We start from the raw sequence: 19121 nt of genomic DNA on the forward strand, positions 1-19121 counted from the left end.
TCACTCCGGGTAGCTCTGGTCGATGGCATCCATGAGGCTCCACAAGACGTCGCACTTGAACGACAGCGCCTCGACGGCGCGCGCCTGGGACTCGGCCGACCGGCAGTACGCGGTGACCACCTCGAGGGCGTGCTCGCAGTCCCGGGGGGCCTGGTCGAGGCGGGCGCGGAAGTACGCGAGGCCCGCCGGGTCGATCCACGAGTACCACCGCTCGAACGCGGCCAGTCGCTGCGCCATCAGGTCGGGCGCGAACAGCTCGGTGAGCGAGGAGGCCACCGCCTCCACCCACGGTCTGGACCGCGCGAAGTTCACGTAGGCGTCCACGGCGAACCGCACCCCGGGGACCAGATGCCGGTGGTCCCGGACCTCCGCGCGGGTCAACCCGGCGGCCTCGCCGAGGCGCAGCCACGCCTCGATCCCGCCCTCGCCGGATGCCGTGCCGTCGTGGTCGACGATCCGACGGATCCAGCGACGCCGGACGTCGATGTCGGGGCAGTTGGAGATGATCGCCGCGTCCTTGCGCGGGATGTTCTCCTGGTAGTAGAAGCGATTGGCGATCCAGCCCTGGATCTGGCGGCGGCTCAAGCCGCCCGCGTTCATCCGCACGTGGAACGGGTGCTGGTCGTGATAGCGCTGTGAGTGGGCCCGCAACCTCTCGACGAAGCCGTCGGCATCGGTTCTCGTCGTGCCGGCCGTCCCGCTGGTCACCGTCATGGCCCTACACCTCGACCTCGAGGCCGTCCACGGCCACCTCCACGCCACGGTCCTCCACGATGCGCCGCTCGGGCGTGTCCGGCAGCACGATCGGGTTGGTGTTGTTCAGGTGCAGGAAGATCGCCCGCCCGGCACCGAGCGCGGGCAGCTGCACCAGGCTGCCGTCCGGCCCGTCGATCGGCAGGTGGCCCATCTCCCGGGACGTTCTGCCGGCCACACCGAGCCGTACCAGCTCGTCGTCACGCCAGCAGGTCCCGTCGATCAGCAGGCAGTGGCAGCCCCGGATCTCCGCGCACACCGCCGGCGTGAGCGCCTGCACCCCCGGCAGGTACACCAGCGTCCGCCCGCTGCGCACGTCCGTGAACCGGTAGCCCACGACACGGCCGTCGTCCAGGCCGGGGCCGAACCGGGTCCGCTTCGTGGTGGGCACGTCGAACGCGCGGCAGGACAGTCCCTCGGCCAGGGGCATGTCGGCGCCGGGGACCACCGCCCGCCACGCCACCGGGCAATAACGCTCGAGGATCCGCCACAGCCCCGAGCCCGCACGCAGCGTCTTGTGGACCGCCGGGGTGGCGTACACCACCAGGCCGTCGCGGGCTTCGCGGAGCAACAGCAGGCCGAGCGTGTGGTCCAGCTCGGCGTCGGTGAGTAGCACCCCCTCGATCGGCGTCGTCCGGTCCTCGCGCGGGCGCAGCGCGGGGAACGCCTCGATCTGGGTGCGCACGTCCGGCGAGGCGTTGATCAGGAACCACCGCCGGCCCTCGGCGCTGACCGCGGCCGAGGACTGGGTGCGTGCCGGGCCGGCGCCGGACCGGACCGCGGCGCACACGGGGCAGCCGCAGTTCCATTGCGGGGAGCCACCTCCCGCGGCCGAGCCCAGCACCCGCAGCAACACCATGGCACTCCATCCGCTGGAAGGCGCCGGAGGGTGTCCGGCGCCGTCCCGCGTCCTGCTAGTCCTCCATCTGAGCGACGTACATCGTCACTTCCGGCGCGACTGCGATCTCCTCGAATTCAGGCGTCTCCCACGCACCGAGCTGAGACTCCACGGATCCACCTCCTCTCCGCCAGACTCCGGCCGGCCGTCCCGCCGCACTACGACGTTTCCGGGAGGGCGAACACGATCAGCGCGCTTCCGTGGCCGGCGCCGAGCATGCCCGGGAGGAACCCCTCCGACCAAGCGCCCCATCCGACCGGCACCGCGACGTACTGCCTGCCGTCGACCATGTAGGTCGTCGGGTTGCTGTGGTGACCGCTTCCGCACTGGAACTGCCACAACAGCTCCCCGGTCCGGGCGTCGAGCGCGTTGAACTCCCCGGACGGTTCGCCGGCGAACACCAGATCACCGCCGGTGACCAGCACCGAGGCGCACATCGGGAGCTCGTTGCGCCAGCGCCACTTCTCCTCACCGGTGGCGTCGAACGCGCTGATGCTCCCCGTCATGTCCTCGATGTCCACCTGAACACCGGCGCCCCAGTACGGAATGCTCTCCTTGAACTCCCGCCGCCGCCGGGTGGCGGTGGCCCCGACGTCCTGGACGGGGACGTAGAAGAGCTCGGTCCGGGGGCTGTAGGCCGCGTGGGTCCATTCCTTGGCACCGGCCGGTCCGGGGTAGAAGTGAACCGGCACGCCCTCCTCGTCGGGATACACCTTCGCCGTCACCTGGCCGTCCCGCGTGATCGCCCCCCAGGTGATCCGGTCCACGAACGGGGTGATCTGGACCAGCGCGCCGTTCGTGCGGTCCAAGACGAAGAAGTAGCCGTTCTTGTCGAAGTGCCCGAGCAGCTTGCGCCCGTCCGACTCGAACAGGATGCACTCGCCGATGCTGTCGTAGTCCCAGACGTCGTGCGGCGTGCACTGGTAGTGCCAGCGGATCTGTCCGGAATCGACGTCGACGGCGATGATGCTGTCGGTGTAGAGGTTGTCGCCCTCACGGACTGCGCCGTCGAAGTCGGGCGCCGGGTTGCCGGTCCCCACGTACAACAGGTTGGTCTCCGGGTCGAAGGTGCCGGTGATCCAGCAGTTCGCGCCCCCGCGAGCCCACGCCTCGCCGTCGGCGGGCCAGGTGTCCGAGCCCGGCTCCCCGGGCTTCGGGACCGTGTAGCAGCGCCACTGGTGCTCGCCGGTCTCGAGGTTGAACGCGTCCAGGTGGCCGCGCACCCCGAACTCCCCGCCGGAGCTGCCGACGATGACCTTGTCCTTCACCACGAGTGGGGCGACCGTGGCGCTCTCCCCGGCGCGCACGTCACCGTAGGTCTGGTCCCACACCTTCTTGCCCGTGGTGGCGTCGAGCGCGAGCACATGGGCGTTGGCCGTGACGACGAAGACCTTCCCGGCGGCCACCGCGACCCCGCGGTTGACGTTCCCGCAGCACAGCGACACGTCGAAGGGGACCGCGTGCTTGTACCGCCAGATCTCGACACCCGTCTTCGCGTCGAGGGCCCAGACCCAGCCGTCCCACCCGGAGAGGAACATGACCCCGTCGACCACGATCGGGGCGGCCTCGAACGAGTAGGTCGACGCGCCCGCGATGAGCCCGGTCGTGCCGGCCTGGAAGACCCACGCGGGGCCGAGGCGGTTGACGTTCTCCGTGTTGATCTGGTCCAGGGGGCTGTAGCGCTGCCCGTTGTAGGCGCCGTAGTAGGTGAGCCAGTTCTGCGGTTCCGACCGCGCGTTCAGAATGCGCTCGTAATTGACGTCGCGGACCACCGGCGGCGCGATTTCGCCACCCGCGACCTTGCCGCTGAGCCGGCCCTGGTCGATGGCCTCGCCCGCGTCGACGTATTCGACGGTCATGGTGCCTGCTCCTTTCTAAGGCCGGGGCTGGTCGGGACGGTCTAGGCGGGCCTCCGGTGGCACGTCGCCGAGCACGACGATCGCACCGGTCAATCCGCGGCCCTCGTCGTTACCGGTGGGGGAACTGAACCAGTAGTAGCCGGGGCCGTCGAGATTGAGCTTCGCCTTTCCTTTCGAATGGTTGACCAGCCAGATGAATTTGCGGTCACCATTGCTCGGCAGGAGCGCGCAATGCGTGTTGAGGTCGTCGTTGACGAGCTCGAGCTCGAGATCGCCGCCGTGGGGCAGCACCAGGATCGAAGGATCCCAGCTGATCTCGTCGGGCCGGATCCGGACGGTCGCCTCCATGCTTCCATCGGCCCTCTCCGTGGCCTGCCCGATGGTTCCGGTCCCCAGCACCTGACCCAATGCCGCCTTGTTCTGCGCATCCAGCCCGAGTTCGTCCAACAGGTCGGCGCGCTCCTGCGCGGTGGTCATCGGGCTCACCTCCTCATCGAAAAACCGAATCTCCTTCGCACACGCAGCACGCGGCGCGACACGGCACTGCCCCGGCCGCCGCGCGCGGTAGCAGATTTCGAAGGCGCGAACCTGATTGTGATCGCCTGAAACAACATCGAAACTGAACCCAGGAAATGCAAGATCACCGATCAGGAAGAACTTTACGCCGGGCCGAATCGCGCCGACAAGAGCGAGCGCGACGTCGGGCGCGTTCTGCCGTTCGTCCCGCCGCGCCCGCCGTTCGTGCCGGATTCGCCACCGCGGGAAGGAGGGTCAGGCGAGGTCGTACCGGTCGAGGTTCATGACCTTGTCCCACGCGGCCACGAAATCGGGGACGAACGTCTCCTCGGCGTCATCGCTCGCGTAGACCTCCGCGATCGCGCGGAGCTCGGAGTTCGAGCCGAACACGAGGTCGACGCGGCTGCCGGTCCACCTGACCTCACCCGTGGCCCGGTCGCGGCCCTCGAACGTGTCCGGTTCCGCACCAGACCCGGCCGCCGCACACCAGTGCGTGCCCACGTCGAGCAGGTTGACGAAGAAATCGTTGGTCAGCGCGCCGGGCGTCGCGGTGAACACGCCCAGCGGTGACTGCGCGAAGTTCGCGCCCAGCACGCGCAGGCCGCCCACCAGGACGGTCATCTCGGGCGCGGTGAGGCCGAGCAGGCTCGCCCGGTCGATCAGCGCGTGCTCCGGCGGCAGACGGCTGCCCTTCCCGCGGTAGTTGCGAAACCCGTCCGCGGCCGGCTCGAGCGCCGCGAAGGACGCCACGTCGGTCCACTCCTGGGAGGCGTCCGTGCGTCCCGGGGTGAACGGGACCACGATGTCGTACCCGGCGATCTTGGCCGCCTGCTCGACCGCCGCGCACCCGCCCAGCACGATGAGGTCGGCCAGCGAGATCTTCGTGCCCCCTGCCCGGGCACCGTTGAACGACTCCTGAATCCCCTCCAGGATGCGCAGCACCCGCGCCAGCCGGTCCGGGTCGTTGACGCGCCAGGTGCGCTGCGGCTCGAGCCGGATGCGCGCCCCGTTGGCCCCGCCGCGCTTGTCGCTGACGCGGAACGTCGAAGCCGACGCCCACGCCGTGGACACCAGATCGGCGACCGACAGCCCCGAACCGAGGATCGTGGATTTCAGGGCGGCCACCTCGTCCGCTCCGGCGAGCGGGTGGTCCACGGCCGGAACCGGGTCCTGCCACAGCAGCTGCTCCCGCGGGACGAGCGGGCCGAGGTAGCGGTGGATCGGGCCCATGTCGAGGTGGGTCAGCTTGAACCAGGCCCGGGCGAACGCGTCGGCCAGCTGATCCGGGTTCGCCAGGAAGCGCCGCGCGATCCGCTCGTAGGCCGGGTCGAACCGCAGCGCGAGGTCCGTCGTCAGGACCGTCGGTGCGCGTCGCTTCGCCGGGTCGTGGGCGTCCGGCACGGTGCCGGCCCCGGCACCGTCCCGCGGAATCCACTGCCACAGGCCGGCCGGGCTCAGCTCCAGGTCCCACTCGTAGCCGAACAAGGTCTCGAGAAAGCTGTTGTCCCAGCTCGTCGGCGTGGGCGTCCACGTGCCCTCCAGGCCGCTGGTGATGGCGTCGCGGCCCTTTCCCGTGCCGTAGGTGCTCTTCCAGCCCAGGCCCTGCTCCTCGATCGGGGCGCCCTCGGGCTCGGGGCCGAGATGACGTTCCGGATCCGCCGCGCCGTGGGTCTTGCCGAACGTGTGCCCGCCCGCGATCAGCGCCACGGTCTCCTCGTCGTTCATGGCCATGCGCCGGAACGTCTCGCGGATGTCGCGGGCCGAGGTGAGCGGGTCCGGGACGGTGTTCGGGCCCTCCGGGTTGACGTAGATGAGGCCCATCTGCACGGCGGCCAGCGGCGTGTCCAGCTCCCGGACGCCGCGGTGGCGTTCGTCGCCGAGCCAGGCGCGCTCGGGCCCCCAGTAGACCTCGTCCGGCTCCCAGACGTCGGCCCGGCCGCCGGCGAAACCGAAGGTCGGCAAGCCCATCGTCTCCAGCGCGCGGTTGCCCGCGAAGACCATCAGGTCGGCCCAGGAGATCTTGCGGCCGTACTTCTGCTTCACCGGCCACAGCAGCCGTCGAGCCTTGTCGAGGTTGCGATTGTCCGGCCAGCTGTTCACGGGCCCGAAGCGCTGCAGGCCGGCGGCCGGGCCACCCCGCCCGTCATGGGCGCGGTACGTCCCGGCGCAGTGCCACACCATCCGGATCACCAGCGGCCCGTAGTGGCCGAAGTCCGCCGGCCACCACTCCTGCGACGTCGTCAGCACCGCGTCGACGTCCTTGGCCAGAGCATCGAGGTCGAGCGTCCGGAACTGCGCGGCGTAGTCGAACTCCTCGCCCAGGGGGCCGGCCACGGCACTCGGTTTCCGCAGGACCGACAGGTCCAGCCGGTCCGGCCACCAATCGCGCAGGCGCACGCCCACGGCAGGGTGGCGGCGGGGTTCGGCCGGGGCGGAGAGGCCGAGGCCGCCCGCGTTCCCCACCTGCGTGCCGCCGGCGACGGCGTCCGGGCTGACAGACATGGGAACCCTCCCGAAACGATGGTGGTGCGGCGGAGTTCAGATGTCCAGGGCCCGCCGCACGGCCGGTACGTTCCGCCGCGAAACCGGCACCATCCGGTTCGTGCCGTCGTCCATCACCAGCGACAGCTCGCCCTTGCCGCCGCGCTCGATCTCACGGACTCGGCTGAGGTTGACCACATAGCGGCGGTGCACCCGGAGGAACCCCGCATCCGCCAGCTCGCCCTCGAACTTGTCCAGGCCCGCCGACGCGGCCCGCAACCGCCCCTGGTCGGTGGACAACCACACGTCGTTTCCCTCCGATTCCGCGAACGACACCTCCGGCAGCGGCAGCAACACCACGCGGTTGCCCCGCGTCGCGACCACCCGCCGCGGGTGCGCTGGAGGGTGCGCGGGCCCGTCCGCCGAGGGCAACTGAGCCCCCTCGGCGGCACCGAAGGAGACCAGGGTGCCGATCAGGTGCCCGGCCAGGAAGACCGGCCGGATGCTGAGCGAGGTCGGCTCGTCGGCGAGGTGGGTGAAGATCTGCGTCGAGCCGACCCAGTCGGGATTGCGATCCGCCTGCCGGCTGGCGTACCGGACCGCTCCGATCAATTCCGGCAGCCCTGGCTTCCACCGCAGCGTCGGGTCGACCGCCGGGGTGAAGGCGGGGACACCCATGAGCACACTCGCCGTCTCGTCCGCGATCACCACCTTGCCCGCGGTGTCCAGCGCGGCGAGCGCCGCCCGCGAGCGCGGCCTGGCCTGGGTGAACGCGGCGACCAGCTCCGCGCCGCTGTTCCGGGCGCGCCTGGTCAGCCTGGACTGGGCCCTGGTGACCGCGTTCGCCAGCCAGCTCGCCGCGGCGGCCGGGAGCTGGCCGCGCCAGCAGGACACGTTCAGGACCGCGATCGGCGCCCTGGTCACCACGTCACGAACCGACACCCCAGCGCAAACCCAGTTGTGGAACGCCTGGCACCAGTGCTCCGGCCCCCTGATCAGGACCGGACCGTGCGCCTCGAGCGCGGTGCCGATCCCGTTGGTGCCGGCCGCGCACTCCGACCAGCAGGCCCACGGCGCCAGGTTCGCCTCGGTGGCCCGGGACAGCGTGGCCTGGTCGCCCCACTCGGCCAGGACCCGGCCGGTGGCATCGGTGACCGTGACCAGCCCGGCCACGTTGGCCACTTCAGAAGCCACGGACGCGGCACGGAAACCCAGCTCGGCGAAGACGACGTCGTGCTCGGGCGAATGCCCGGCCTCCTCGACCGCCATCGGAACCTCGGTCAGGTGCGGGTCGACCCGGTACTGGTCCCGGCAGCGATACCACGAAATCGCCACCAGGGGCCGGACACCCGGAACCTGGTCCTCGCCCTGCACGAACCGTTTCCACGCCGCCAGCACGGTGCCGCTGCCCGGGCTCCCCGGCAAGGCGTCAACCCGATGTACATCCCTCATGGTGGAAACCGCCCTCGGTCCCTCCCCAACGCCCGGCGGCGTACGTGCCCTCCCGCGCCACGGCTGTCGCCCGCGACCGGCTGCGCACCGCGTCGTGCGTCCTCGGCTTCGCCACTCGTGCCGGGCCCGGTGACGGACCGGCACGCCCCAGCGTAGGCCGAAAAACCCGGCAGAGTCACCGGAGCAAACGGTTCAACCGGAAGGAAAGCCGAGGTGTCGCCGGCATACCTCCGACCTACGATGACGTGACACTCCAGTTCGTCGCCTCACCCGTGGAGCGCCAGCATGGCGGACGAGATCGAAGACACCGAAGAACCAGAGGAGCCACCGGACTACGCCGACAACGCCGAACCCGACGTTCTGCTCGACGTGCCGCACCTCGCGGTCGAAGAGATCGCCCTCGACGTGGAGACACTTCGCGCGCGGGTGTCGTTGCGGGCCGAAGTCCTCGATCTGCTCAAGCTCGGCGTGGGCGTGGACGCCGAATTGACGGGGGTCCACCTCGACATCAAGGGCGTGGACGCGGAGGTGCTGCTCAAGGCCCGGCTGGACACCGTTGCCCAGATCATCGACAGGGTGCTGACCACCGTCGACCGCAATCCGGAGATCATCGCGCAGGCGGCGGGCCTCGTCGAACCCGACCGCGAGGGCGGAGCGGAGACCGGACCCGAACGTGGCGGCACCGGGACCGTGGCGGGCTTCCCCGACGTCGCCGGGGAAGCCGTCAAGGGCGTGGACAAGGTCCTCGACACCTCGGGCCGGCTGGTCGAAGGCGTTCTCGGCGGCGGCGGCCGGAAGGCGACCGGTTCCCGCGCCGACCGGCCCAAGCGGCTGCGGGGACGGGAGGAGCAGCCGCCCTGAACTGAGGGTGCGCCCGAGATCGAACTCTCCGCCACCGTGCGCGCCGACGATTTGCGGTTCGCCGGAACACCGCACACGGAGATCCGGTTCAGCGGCACGCCGGACCACCAGTCAGCGACGCGCAGCGACCGCACCAACCTCCCGGACCAAGTCGAGGCGGGAGTCCCCTATCGCGACGTCCGGATCGAATACCGGCTGCAGAACACGATCGACGAGTGACCTTGCGAGTGGCCCGGCGGCTGCCGCCGCACGCGTCGTCGTGCACGCTCTCCGGCGAGCGCGCGTCGTAGCTGAGAGTGCCCTCAGCGTTCATTTCAACAGCTGTGGAAATCTGGCACACTGGGACGCATGACCATTCAGAATCGCCGTCCACCGGCCTTCGCCCAAGGGTTCAACAAGATCGCCGCCCGGCTCGCGGGTCACCGGTTGGTGCCGCTCTGGGCTCTGGTGCAGCACCGGGGACGCAAGTCGGGCAGGGCGTACCGGACCCCGATCGCGATCGTCGGGTCCACGCCGAGCTCCGTCTACATCGGACTGCCCTGGGGGCGTCACACGGACTGGATCCGCAACCTCCAAGCCGGCGGCGGCACGCTCGTGTGGAAGGGGCAAACGTTCGCCGTCGCAGAGCCGGCCTTCGCCGGCAAGGACGAGGTGCTGGCCAGCACCTCGGGCCTGCGCCGCGAACTCGCCCGACGGTGGCCCCTGCAGGACTACCTGCGGTTGACGGTGCAGCCGGCCGGGCACTGACCGGCAGACAGTTCCTGCCCGTGTCGCGAGAGTACGGCTGGGCTTGATCGACGACCTGCTGCCCAGTTCCGGCCGACCCGAAGCCCGGCAGGCGTGGTTGGTGCGCGCTATTCGTGGGCCCAGGTGCAGCCGCCGGAGAGTTCGAAGAACTCGCCGCTCTTGACGGTCACACTGGTCGGCCCTTGCACGATGCCGTTGGCGATGATGGCGCTGAAGTCGCCGGAGTCATTGCTGTTGCGGGACCAGTAACAGCCCAGTGAGCCACGGGGACCGGCGGTCTTCCACCGGCCGGCTTTCGCGTCGGTGCCGATGCGGTGCACGCCGTCGCTCAGGGTGCCGCTCCCGCCGGTGGCGGGAGCCGCCGCGGCGGCGGACGGTGTCACAGTCCGCGTCACGGTCACCGGCGGGGCCGTAACCGTGCTGACGATCGTGACCGGTGCGGCGGCGGTGGTCGAAGCCGGCACGGTCACGGTGCGCGTGACGGTGGCCGGGCCTGCCGCGGACGTCTGGTCGACGACCGGGCGCTGGACGGTCGCGCCGGCGGCGCCGACACCGACGAGGAACGCAGCGACCACGCCGACGATCCAGGGCCAGCGTCGCGCCGCGCGGGCGGTGGAGGTGGTCGGGGTTCCGGGCGCAGGCGGCATCGGCTGCTGGCTCATCGCAGGGCTCTCTCTGAGATGCGCGGAGCGCCCCGAGGGCTGTGAACCGGTCGTGGCTGAACCGTGCCTCCGCGGTTGACCGGCGTTCGCCGTGTACCTACCCGGAGACGGCGGCGGCCGTGCCCGCGTTACGGATCAGGGAGCGCTGATCATTCCGCATGGCGGGGCCCGGCGGCGCGGCGCAGCCGGTTGGCGATCGCGAGTCCGAGCCCCTCCTCCGGCGGCAGGGACGCGACGATGAGGTCACACCCCCGCTGATCGAGCTCCCGCAGGAATCCGTAGAGCTGGCGCGCGTAGGCGGCCATCGAACCGGGAACCGGCACCACCGCGTGCGCCGTCGCCGGGCCATCGCCGGACGAAGGGGGCAGCAGGACGCCCACCTTGTGCCCGCGCTCCTGCGCCAGCTCCGCTTCGACGACGACCTTCTCGGGCTCGACCAGCACGACCCGCGCCCGCGGCGCGTAGTGCGAGGGATGCTGACCCGGCACCCGGATGTGGCTCGTCGACGGGACCGCGACCGGGCGCTCCAGCACCGCTTCGAGGTCCTCGCGCGTCACCCCGCCCGGCCGCAGGACGCTCGGAGTCTCGCCCGTGACGTCGACGATGGTCGACTCCACCCCGACGTGACACGGACCGCCGTCCAGCACGAAGTCGACGGCATCGCCGAGCTCGGTCCGCACGTGATCGGCCATCGTGGGGCTGACGGAACCGAACCGGTTGGCGGAGGGGGCCACCACTCCCCCGCCGAAGGCGGACAGCAGCGCGAGCGCGACCGGATGATCAGGCACGCGCACCGCCACCGTCTCCAGGCCGCCCGTCGCTTCGAGCGGCACCCGGCGAGCACGCCGCAGGACCAGCGTCAGCGGCCCGGGCCAGAAGCGCTCGGCCAGCAGACGCGCCGTCGCGGGCACCTCCGCGACCCAGTCCCCCAGCTGGTCCGCGCCGCCGATGTGCACGATCAACGGATGCGACGGGGGCCGCCCCTTGGCCTGGAACACCCGCGCCACGGCGGACGCGTCCTCGGCGTTGGCGCCCAGGCCGTAGACCGTCTCGGTGGGGAAGGCCACCAGGCGCCCGGCGCGCAGCAGACCGGCCGCCTTGTCGATGTCACTGGTACTCGCCGTCACGCGCGCAATTCTCCCAGGTGCCGGAGGTCGGCCACCCCGGTGCCTCCTGCCACGGGCCGACGGCCTGGCTCCCTCGCGGTCAGGCGGTGGTCGTCTGCTGCTCGTCGCTCGTGGTGGGGCGGGAGCGCCGGCCCAGCTCGGCGAGCGGGGTGCGGTAGGTCTCGCGCATGGTGAGCATCGCGAGGCAGGCGACGACGCTCGCCCCGGTGGTCAGCGCGGCCACGGGCACCCAGTTCACCAGCCCCGGGCCGGCGAGGGCGGCCGCGATCGACGGCGCGAACCCGCCCAGGGCGAACCCGAACTGGGTTCCGACGGCCACCCCGGACATCCGGACGTCGGTGCCGAACTGCTCGGTCCACAGGGCGAAGCCGACCCCGCCGTACGCGCTGTACACGACGCCCGAGAGGAGGATGCCGATCACGAAGACGAGTGCGACGTTGCCCTGGCTGACCGCCCAGATGAAGGGCCAGATCAACACCGCGACGCCCAGCGCACCGGTGGCGTAGACGGGTTTGCGGCCGTACCGGTCGCCGAGGCGTCCCCACAGCGGGATGGCCGCGAGCGCGACGATGTTGCTCAGCATGATCATCCACAGCATCGCGCTGCGGGACAGGCCGATCGTGGACACCCCGTAGGTGAGCGAGTAGATGCTGACGATCGTGCTGGCCACCGACACCAGCGCGGCGAACACGACCTTGAGCACGTCCAGCGGGTAGTGCCGCAGCAACACCGCCAGCGGCGCCTTGGCCGCGGCGCGCTTCTCCCGCGCGTTCAGGAACTCCGGGCTCTCGTGCAGGGACCGCCGGATCCACCAGGCGATGACGGTGACCACGGCGCTGAACAGGAACGGGATTCGCCAGCCCCACGACAGCAACGCCTGGGTCGGCATCGCGGAGACCGGGATGAACACCGCGGTCGCCACGATCAGCCCGAACTGCGTGCCCGCGAGCGTGAAGCTGGTGAAGTACGCGCGCCGGCCCGGCGGCGCGTGCTCCAGGGTGGTCGAGCCCGCACTCGACTGCTCACCGGCGACCGCGACCCCTTGGACCAGGCGGAGCACGACCAGCAGGATCGGGGCGGCGACACCGATCGTGCCGTAGCCGGGCAGGGCGCCGATGAGGAACGTCGCGATGCCCATGCCGAACAGCGTCAGCAGCAACACGCGTTTGCGGCCGAGGGTGTCGCCGAGGTGACCGAGGATGAAGGAGCCGACCGGGCGGGCGACGTAGGCGACGCCGAAGGTGGCGAACGACGCGATCGTCGCGGCGGTGGCGTCGCCCGCGGGGAAGAAGACCTTGGGGAAGATCAGCGCGGCGGCGGTGCCGTAGATGAAGAAGTCGTAGTACTCCAGCGCGCTGCCGATCCACGAGGACACGGCAGCCCGGCCGGGCGTGCGGCCCACGGTGGGCGGATCCTGCTCCAGGCGCGTGACGGCGTCGTCCACGTCGGCCTCCCTTGATCGCGGCGATGCGAGAACCGGACGTTGAACGTACCGGTTAGTTAGTTGGGGATCGTGGTCGACGACATGGACGATGTCAACCCCTTCCCCTAAGGTACGAACCAGTACGTTAGCTGGAGCGGTGCCGGGGCTTCGATCCGCGACGACGTCCTAGAGTGGGCCCCATCAGCCGACGCGGGGAAGGATGTACGTGGCAGCACCATCGCCGGACGAGGTGTCGAACGTCGTCACGAAGGGCACCCCCGAACGCATTCGTGACGCCGACCGGACCCGTGCCGAGATCCTCGACATGGCCGCCCGCGAATTCGCCGAGAAGGGCTTCGACGGCGCCCGGGTGGACGAGATCGCCGCGAAGACCCGCACCACGAAGCGGATGATCTACTACTACTTCACCAACAAGGACCAGTTGTTCGTCGAGGTGCTCGAACGGGCCTACACGGTCATCCGGTCCCTCGAGCAGAACCTCGACGTCGACCACCTCGACCCGGCCGAGGCGATCCGGCAGCTCGCCGGGCTGACGTTCGACCACCACGAGTCGCACCCGGACTTCGTGCGGCTGGTCAGCATCGAGAACATCCACCGCGCCGAGCACATCGCCCGGTCGAACGCGCTGTCCAACCTGGCCAACCCCGCGCTCGACGTGCTCACCCGCATCCTCGCGCGCGGCCGCGAAACCGGTCAGTTCCGCGACGACGTCGACGCGCTCGACGTGCACATGGCCATCAGCGCGTTCTGCGTCTTCCGCACCGCGAACCGCCACACGTTCAACGCCATCTTCGACCGCGACATGCTCGACCCCGCCTTCCGCGACCACCACCGGCGCATGCTCGCCGACATGCTCGTCAGCTACCTGACGACGCGCTGACTCCGCCCGCGGTCACCGGTGCGGCGGGATATCGCCGGCGCGGCGCGCTGCAGTTCCGACGTCCCGGTGACCTGGACCGCGCCGGTCGATCACGCCGGACCCGCCCGACGCCCTGATCGCCACCGCCGCCGCCCATCGCAAGACCGTGTGCGGGGCCGGCTGGCGGGCCCGCCGCGCAGGCCCGCCAGCAGGTGGCGTTCAGACGAGCGACGCGGTGAGCCCGCCGTCGAGGACGTAGTGGCTACCGGTGATCCACGTCGCCCGGTCGGAGGCGAGGAAGGCCGCCACCTCGGCGATGTCCTCGGGGGTGCCGAGCCTGCCCTGCTTCATCGCGACGAGATCGCCGAAGGGGATCTGGGTCGCCGCCTCGAAGTCCGGCACCAGCCGTTCGACCATGGCGGTGTCGGCGAAACCCGGACAGACCGCGTTGACCCGCACGCCCGCCGGCCGCATCTCCACCGCCGCGACCCGGGTGAGCTGGATCAGCGCCGCCTTCGTCGCGCAGTACGAGCCGAGCAGCGGGCTGCCGCCGATGCCGGCGATGGAGGCGATGTTGACGACGTTCCCCTTGGACGCCACCAGGTGCGGGGTTGCCGCCTTCATCGCGACGAACGGCCCGCGCACGTTGACCGCGTAGATCCTGTCGAAGCTCTCCGTCGACTGCTGCAGCAGCGGCGAGGAGATCTCGATCCCGGCGTTGTTCACCAGGACGTCCAGGCCGCCGAGGAGGTCGGCCGTCTGCTGGATCGCGGCCTGGACCTGTCCCTCGTCGGTGACGTCTCAGTTCGCGACGCCCGCGGCGCCGATCTCGTCGGCCGCCCGTTTGGCCGCGTCGGCGTCGATGTCGCTGACCACGACCCGCGCGCCCCGTTCGATGAACAGCTTCGCGATCGCCTTGCCGATCCCGGCACCGGACCCGGTGACGAAGACCCGCTTACCCTCGAGCTCGGACATCTGTCTTCCTCTCACTTCGTTGTGCGGGAGGCGCCGCGGCGCGGAACCTCGGGATGGGGCTCTCGGTCGTCGCGGTCGGCTACATGGCCTCGACCTTCGGCATGATCTCCTCCTTGAGACGCTTGAGGTCGTCCAGCGTCTTGGTGACCGGCACGTCCGCGAACGGAGGCCAGAGCATCGGCATAGTCATGCCGGCCTCCCGGTAGCGCTTGAGCATGTCGGTGATCTGCGCGGCGGAGCCCGCCAGGAGGTTGGTGCCCTTGCCCAGGGGCGTCTGGTCCATGTCCTGGTCGGTGATGACGAACCAGATCATGCTGCTGATCTCGAGGTCGTCGATCGAGCGCGCGGTGTCGAGCTCATCGAGCTCGCGCTGGATCTCGCCGCGCCACCGCTGGATGTCCTCGGGCGAGTCCTGGATGCCGATCCAGCCGGCGAGGCCGTACTTCGCGATCCGGTTCGCCGCCCGCTTGGGGTCCTTCAGACCGCTGAAGAAGATCGGCGGGTGCGGCTGCTGCAGCGGCTTGGCGCCGAACCCGCACCGCTCGAAATCGGCGAACTCGCCGTGGTACTCGAAGACCTCGTTGTTCCAGATGCCCTGGATCACCTCGAGGGTCTCGCGCACGTGCTTGTTGCGCTTGGGGAAGATGTGCGAGGCGCTCGAGGCGGCGAACTCCTCGGGCATCCAGCCCGCGCCGAGCGCGACGTTGAGCCTGCCGCCCGAGAGGTGGTCGATGGTCCCCAGCTCCGCGGCGAGCACCCCGGGCGCGCGGTAGGGCGTGTCGATCACGCTCATGCCGATCCGGACCTTGGACGTCTTCGCCGCGAGCCACGGGAGCAGCGGCATGCCCTGGAACCACTGCCCCCGTGAGGACACCGGCAGCCCCTTGGGGAAGCCCTCGATCATCCCGAAGGCGTACTGCATCTCCTGGCGGTCCGACGCCTCGGGAACGACGATCCGGTCCAGCGTCCAGACGGAGTCGAAATCGAGGTCCTCGGCGAGGGCGGTGAGGTCCTCCAGCTCCTTGACGGTCACCTTTTCGCGGAAGTTGGGCAGGTAGAGGGCGAGCTTCACGGTGCGGCCTCCTTGCGGCTGCGTGAACTGGCGGTCGGTACCTCAGCGGGCGCTGAGCCGGGAACGGATCTCGGTCTTGAGGACCTTGCCGATGGTGGAGCGCGGCAGATCGGGCCAGATCTCGATCTGCTTGGGCGCCTTGACGCTGCCGATGCGGTGCTTGACGAAGGCGATCAGCTCGTCGAGGTCGATCTCCGCGCCGGGCTGGGGCTGGACCACCGCGGTGACCCGTTCGCCCCACTTCTCGTCGGGCAGGCCGACCACCGCGCAGTCGCGCACGGCGTCGTGGGCCATCAGCGCCTGCTCGACCTCGGCGGAGTAGACGTTGAACCCGCCGGTGATGACCATGTCCTTGGCGCGGTCGACGATGTGCAGGTAGCCGTCCTCGTCGAGGAACCCGATGTCCCCGGTGTGGTGCCAGCCGTGGGCGGAGACCTCCGCGGTCGCGTCCGGGTTCTGGTAGTAGCCGGCCATCACCAGCGACCCGCGCACGCAGATCTCCCCCCGCTCCCCCCGCGCGACGGGCCGGCCCTGCTGGTCGAGGATGGCGACGGTCACCAGGGGCGACGGCCTGCCCGCGGAGGACAACCGCGCGGTGTTGATCGCGCCGTCGGCATCACGGTGCTCGGCGGGCGACATCGTCGAGATCATCATGGGCGCCTCGGACTGGCCGAAGAGCTGCGCCATGGGCCCGATGCGGTCCAGCGCCTCGGACAGCCTGGCCGCCGACATCGGCGCCGCGCCGTACCAGAAGCACTGCAGCGACGACAGGTCCGTCTCCTCGAGCGCGGGGTGGCCGAGGACCATGTAGATCAGCGTCGGCGGCAGGAAGGTGTGGGTGACGCGGTGGCGCTCGATGAGCTCGAGGAACCGGCCGACGTCGGGCTCGGCCATGATCACGACCTCGCCCCCGCGGGCCAGCACCGGGAAGCACAGCACGCCGGCCGCGTGGGTCAGCGGCGCCAGGGCCAGGTACACCGGGCGCCCGTCGAACGGGTAGCTCATCAGCGTGATGGCCGACATCGCCTCGAGATTGCGGTCGGTGAGCATGACGCCTTTGGGACGTCCCGTGGTGCCTCCGGTGCCGACCAGCGCCACGACGTCGCCGGGCGGCGCTGCTTCGGCTGAGGGATCGTCGCGCGCGGCATCGAGCCAGGCACCGAAGCCCGCCGCCAGCTCGTCGCCATCGCCCAGCCGCACGAGTGCGGTCAGCTTCGGCAGGCGCGGCGCGATCGTGGCGACCAGTTCGTCGAAAGCCGGCTGGAAGATCAGCGCCGAGCAGTCGAACAGGTCGAGGAGCTCGGCGTTCTCCCCCGCCGCGTTGCGCGGGTTGATCGGGCACCACACCGCGCCCGCCCGCGCGATGCCGAACACGCAACTGAACGCGACCGGATCGTTGGCCGAAAGGATGCCCACCTTGTCCCCGGGCGCGACACCCGAGCGCCGCAGCGCCCTGGCAACCGCGTGCGACAGGTCGGCGACCTCACCGTAGGTCAGTGACTTCCCGTCGAGCGTCAGACAGGGCGCGCCCGGATCGAGGGAAGCGCCTTTGTCCAGGTAGAAGGTCAGGGACACCGTTGTCTCCGTCGGTCGCTGGGGCGCGGGAAGGGGCTGGTTCGGGAGTGCGGCCACCGTCGTCGGAGCCTGGCAGGACTGTTTCTCATCTTTGGACACTTGTCAAGATTTCTTTGGACAGTTGGTCAGGAAAACGCTCGATGGGTATCGTCATGGCGTGAGCAGCTCAGCAGCCGCGCGGCGGCGAACCCGCGTCGACAAGTTCGAGGACCGCCGCCGCGAGCTCGCGGACGCGGCACTGGCCACCCTGGCCGACTTCGGATACGCCCGCACCAGCCTGCGCACGATCGCGGACAACACCGAGTTCTCGCACGGGCTGCTGCACTACTACTTCGCGGACAAGATCGAGCTGATCACGTACTGCGTGCGGCGCTACAAGACGTCCTGTGTGCAGCGCTACGAGAACCTCCTCGCCGAGGCGTCCACCGTCGACGACCTGGCCGCCGCCTGCGGAGCCGGACTGGCCGCCACACTCGCCGAAGCGCCACTGATGCACCGGCTCTGGTACGACCTGCGCTCGCAGTCGATGTTCGAGGAGGCCTTCCGGGACGACGTCGCGGAGATCGACGGCAGCCTGCAGAACATGATCTGGCGCGTCGTCTGCGCCTACGCCGACCTGGCCGGCATCTCCCCGACGTGCTCACCCTCCCAGGCCTACGCCCTGTTCGACGGGCTGTTCCAGCAGGCGCTGCTGCGCCACCTCGCCGGTTCCGAAACGGCGCTGGACGACCTCCGCGAGGGGGCCCGCGACCTGCTGCCGCGCCTGTTCGCCTGACCGCCGGGCACTGCGCGGACGATCGACCAGGGCCCGACTAGTTCCCAGTTTCGGAAACACCTTGTACAGGTGTGCGGCCGCAATCCGGTGCGACACGGAGATCCGGTCGGCGATCTCGCGGTTGGTCAATCCGGAGGCGGCCGGCTGAGCGATCTGCAGCTCTTGTGAGGTCAACGTTGCCCTGAAGTGGTCCTCGGCTTCATCGTCGGTGGGGCCAGCAACAAGATCGCCGCCGCGGACGCCGCGGTCATCGGCAGGTTCATGTCCTCGGCCATCCGCAGCGCGTTCTGCGCTGTGATCACAACCGCCTCCGCCGCGGCCCTGCGACATCGCCTGAACACCCATCGACAACCCGACTCGAGAACCGAGCGGACCGACTATTGGGGGGCATCGCGCTCACCGCCTCGTCTCGTACCTGGTCAGCACCACCCCGCCTTGAAACGTCCGCGTCTCCACCAGGTTCAGGTTCACCCAGCCGTCCACCGCGGTGAAAACCGGTGTGCCGCCGCCCAGCAGCACCGGATGGGTCACGATCTCGTACTCGTCGACGAGCCCGGCCCGCATGGCCGCGCCGGCGAGCGTTGCCCCACCGACCCTCATCGGCTCGCCGTCCTCGGCCTTGAGCCGGGTGATCTCCTCGACCGCGTCGCCGGTGACCACACGGGTGTTCCAGTCGACCTTGCCGACCGTCGAAGAGAACACCACCTTCGGCGTATCCCGCCAGTTCCGCGCGAACTCGACCTGCGCCGGGGTGGCGCCCGGCTGCTGATCGCCGGTCGGCCAGTAGGAACTCATGGTCTCCCACAGCTTGCGCCCATACAGGAACAGACCGATCGCCCGCTCCTGGTCGAGCCACCACTGAAACAGCTCGTCGCTCGGCGCGCTCCAGCCGAGGTCGTCGCCCGGCGCGGCGACGTAGCCGTCCAGGGACACGTTCATGCCGTAGACCAGCTTCCGCATGGCGCCACGCCTTTCCGTCCGTCGGTCTCGGGAGTCTAGATCAGCCCGACGCAGAAAACCGCGAGTCCGCTCGCGAGGGCAGGAAGACCCGGGCAACGACAACGT

The 19121-nt window shown here is 70.2% G+C and carries 19 protein-coding genes and 2 pseudogenes; 5 read left to right on the forward strand and 16 right to left on the reverse strand.

What is annotated here, in order from left to right:
- The 7 genes from pqqC to FB470_RS32935 all read right to left on the reverse strand — a co-directional run bounded on the left by pqqC (position 1) and on the right by FB470_RS32935 (position 7959).
- Positions 1-714, reverse strand: coding sequence for a pyrroloquinoline-quinone synthase PqqC (pqqC, locus tag FB470_RS32905; RefSeq protein ID WP_306997933.1), 714 nt, complete (start codon positions 712-714; stop codon positions 1-3).
- 4 nt (positions 715-718) lie between these two features.
- Positions 719-1612, reverse strand: a complete 894-nt coding sequence (pqqB, locus tag FB470_RS32910; protein WP_306997935.1) for a pyrroloquinoline quinone biosynthesis protein PqqB — start codon at positions 1610-1612, stop codon at positions 719-721.
- A gap of 55 nt (positions 1613-1667) precedes the next feature.
- Positions 1668-1763, reverse strand: a complete 96-nt coding sequence (gene pqqA / locus FB470_RS32915) for a pyrroloquinoline quinone precursor peptide PqqA (RefSeq protein ID WP_306997937.1) — start codon at positions 1761-1763, stop codon at positions 1668-1670.
- A 46-nt stretch (positions 1764-1809) separates the two neighbouring features.
- Positions 1810-3510 carry a PQQ-dependent dehydrogenase, methanol/ethanol family gene (locus tag FB470_RS32920; RefSeq protein WP_306997939.1) on the reverse strand — a complete coding sequence of 567 codons (1701 nt, stop codon included), beginning with the start codon at positions 3508-3510 and terminating at the stop codon, positions 1810-1812.
- Between the two features lie 15 nt (positions 3511-3525).
- On the reverse strand, positions 3526-3987 hold the full coding sequence (locus FB470_RS32925) for an MSMEG_3727 family PQQ-associated protein (RefSeq protein ID WP_306997941.1): 462 nt from the start codon (positions 3985-3987) through the stop codon (positions 3526-3528).
- Positions 3988-4281: 294 nt separating this feature from the next.
- Complete coding sequence (gene katG, locus FB470_RS32930; protein ID WP_306997943.1) at positions 4282-6528, reverse strand: catalase/peroxidase HPI; 2247 nt, start codon at positions 6526-6528, stop codon at positions 4282-4284.
- Positions 6529-6564: 36 nt separating this feature from the next.
- The gene (locus FB470_RS32935; RefSeq protein ID WP_306997945.1) at positions 6565-7959 is read right to left on the reverse strand and encodes a DNA-binding protein; all 1395 of its coding nucleotides are present in this window, start codon (positions 7957-7959) and stop codon (positions 6565-6567) included.
- Positions 7960-8244: 285 nt separating this feature from the next.
- Between FB470_RS32935 and FB470_RS32940 the strand changes: the two genes are divergently transcribed.
- From FB470_RS32940 to FB470_RS32950, 3 genes are all read left to right on the forward strand, one after another.
- Positions 8245-8820: a hypothetical protein gene (locus tag FB470_RS32940; protein ID WP_306997947.1), complete on the forward strand. Its 576-nt coding sequence runs from the start codon at positions 8245-8247 to the stop codon at positions 8818-8820.
- Between the two features lie 36 nt (positions 8821-8856).
- A complete protein-coding gene (locus tag FB470_RS32945; RefSeq protein ID WP_306997949.1) occupies positions 8857-9039 on the forward strand; it encodes a hypothetical protein in 183 nt (60 codons plus the stop codon).
- Positions 9040-9168: 129 nt separating this feature from the next.
- Complete coding sequence (locus tag FB470_RS32950) at positions 9169-9567, forward strand: nitroreductase family deazaflavin-dependent oxidoreductase (protein WP_306997951.1); 399 nt, start codon at positions 9169-9171, stop codon at positions 9565-9567.
- A gap of 107 nt (positions 9568-9674) precedes the next feature.
- Here FB470_RS32950 and FB470_RS32955 read toward each other — a convergent pair whose 3' ends face one another.
- The 3 genes from FB470_RS32955 to FB470_RS32965 all read right to left on the reverse strand — a co-directional run bounded on the left by FB470_RS32955 (position 9675) and on the right by FB470_RS32965 (position 12800).
- Positions 9675-10229: a hypothetical protein gene (locus tag FB470_RS32955; protein WP_306997954.1), complete on the reverse strand. Its 555-nt coding sequence runs from the start codon at positions 10227-10229 to the stop codon at positions 9675-9677.
- Positions 10230-10378: 149 nt separating this feature from the next.
- Complete coding sequence (locus FB470_RS32960; protein WP_306997956.1) at positions 10379-11356, reverse strand: L-threonylcarbamoyladenylate synthase; 978 nt, start codon at positions 11354-11356, stop codon at positions 10379-10381.
- 79 nt (positions 11357-11435) lie between these two features.
- Entirely contained in the window at positions 11436-12800 is a 1365-nt protein-coding gene (locus FB470_RS32965) for an MFS transporter (RefSeq protein WP_306997958.1), read from the reverse strand.
- A 205-nt stretch (positions 12801-13005) separates the two neighbouring features.
- On the opposite strand from FB470_RS32965, the gene FB470_RS32970 reads away from it, so the two are divergent.
- Positions 13006-13680: a TetR/AcrR family transcriptional regulator gene (locus FB470_RS32970; protein ID WP_306997961.1), complete on the forward strand. Its 675-nt coding sequence runs from the start codon at positions 13006-13008 to the stop codon at positions 13678-13680.
- A 198-nt stretch (positions 13681-13878) separates the two neighbouring features.
- On the opposite strand, the pseudogene FB470_RS32975 reads toward FB470_RS32970, so the two are convergent.
- From FB470_RS32975 to FB470_RS32985, 3 genes and pseudogenes are all read right to left on the reverse strand, one after another.
- A pseudogene (locus tag FB470_RS32975) lies at positions 13879-14634 on the reverse strand (SDR family NAD(P)-dependent oxidoreductase).
- A gap of 79 nt (positions 14635-14713) precedes the next feature.
- Positions 14714-15706 (reverse strand): LLM class flavin-dependent oxidoreductase, encoded by a 993-nt coding sequence (locus tag FB470_RS32980; protein ID WP_306997963.1) that lies wholly within the window; start codon positions 15704-15706, stop codon positions 14714-14716.
- A gap of 42 nt (positions 15707-15748) precedes the next feature.
- Positions 15749-17281, reverse strand: a complete 1533-nt coding sequence (locus tag FB470_RS32985; protein ID WP_306997965.1) for an acyl-CoA synthetase — start codon at positions 17279-17281, stop codon at positions 15749-15751.
- Positions 17282-17438: 157 nt separating this feature from the next.
- On the opposite strand from FB470_RS32985, the gene FB470_RS32990 reads away from it, so the two are divergent.
- Entirely contained in the window at positions 17439-18056 is a 618-nt protein-coding gene (locus FB470_RS32990) for a TetR/AcrR family transcriptional regulator (protein ID WP_306997967.1), read from the forward strand.
- 99 nt (positions 18057-18155) lie between these two features.
- On the opposite strand, the pseudogene FB470_RS32995 reads toward FB470_RS32990, so the two are convergent.
- The 3 genes and pseudogenes from FB470_RS32995 to FB470_RS33005 form a co-directional block, all read right to left on the reverse strand.
- Positions 18156-18230 (reverse strand): annotated as a pseudogene (locus tag FB470_RS32995) (hypothetical protein); the annotation flags it as partial.
- Positions 18227-18358 carry a hypothetical protein gene (locus FB470_RS33000; RefSeq protein ID WP_306999632.1) on the reverse strand — a complete coding sequence of 44 codons (132 nt, stop codon included), beginning with the start codon at positions 18356-18358 and terminating at the stop codon, positions 18227-18229. The gene FB470_RS33000 and the pseudogene FB470_RS32995, both read right to left, overlap by 4 nt.
- Before the next feature lie 94 nt (positions 18359-18452).
- Positions 18453-19016, reverse strand: a complete 564-nt coding sequence (locus tag FB470_RS33005) for a dihydrofolate reductase family protein (protein ID WP_306997969.1) — start codon at positions 19014-19016, stop codon at positions 18453-18455.
- Between the last annotated feature and the right edge of the window lie 105 nt (positions 19017-19121).

This window comes from Amycolatopsis thermophila (assembly GCF_030814215.1).
GTDB lineage: Bacteria > Actinomycetota > Actinomycetes > Mycobacteriales > Pseudonocardiaceae > Amycolatopsis_E > Amycolatopsis_E thermophila.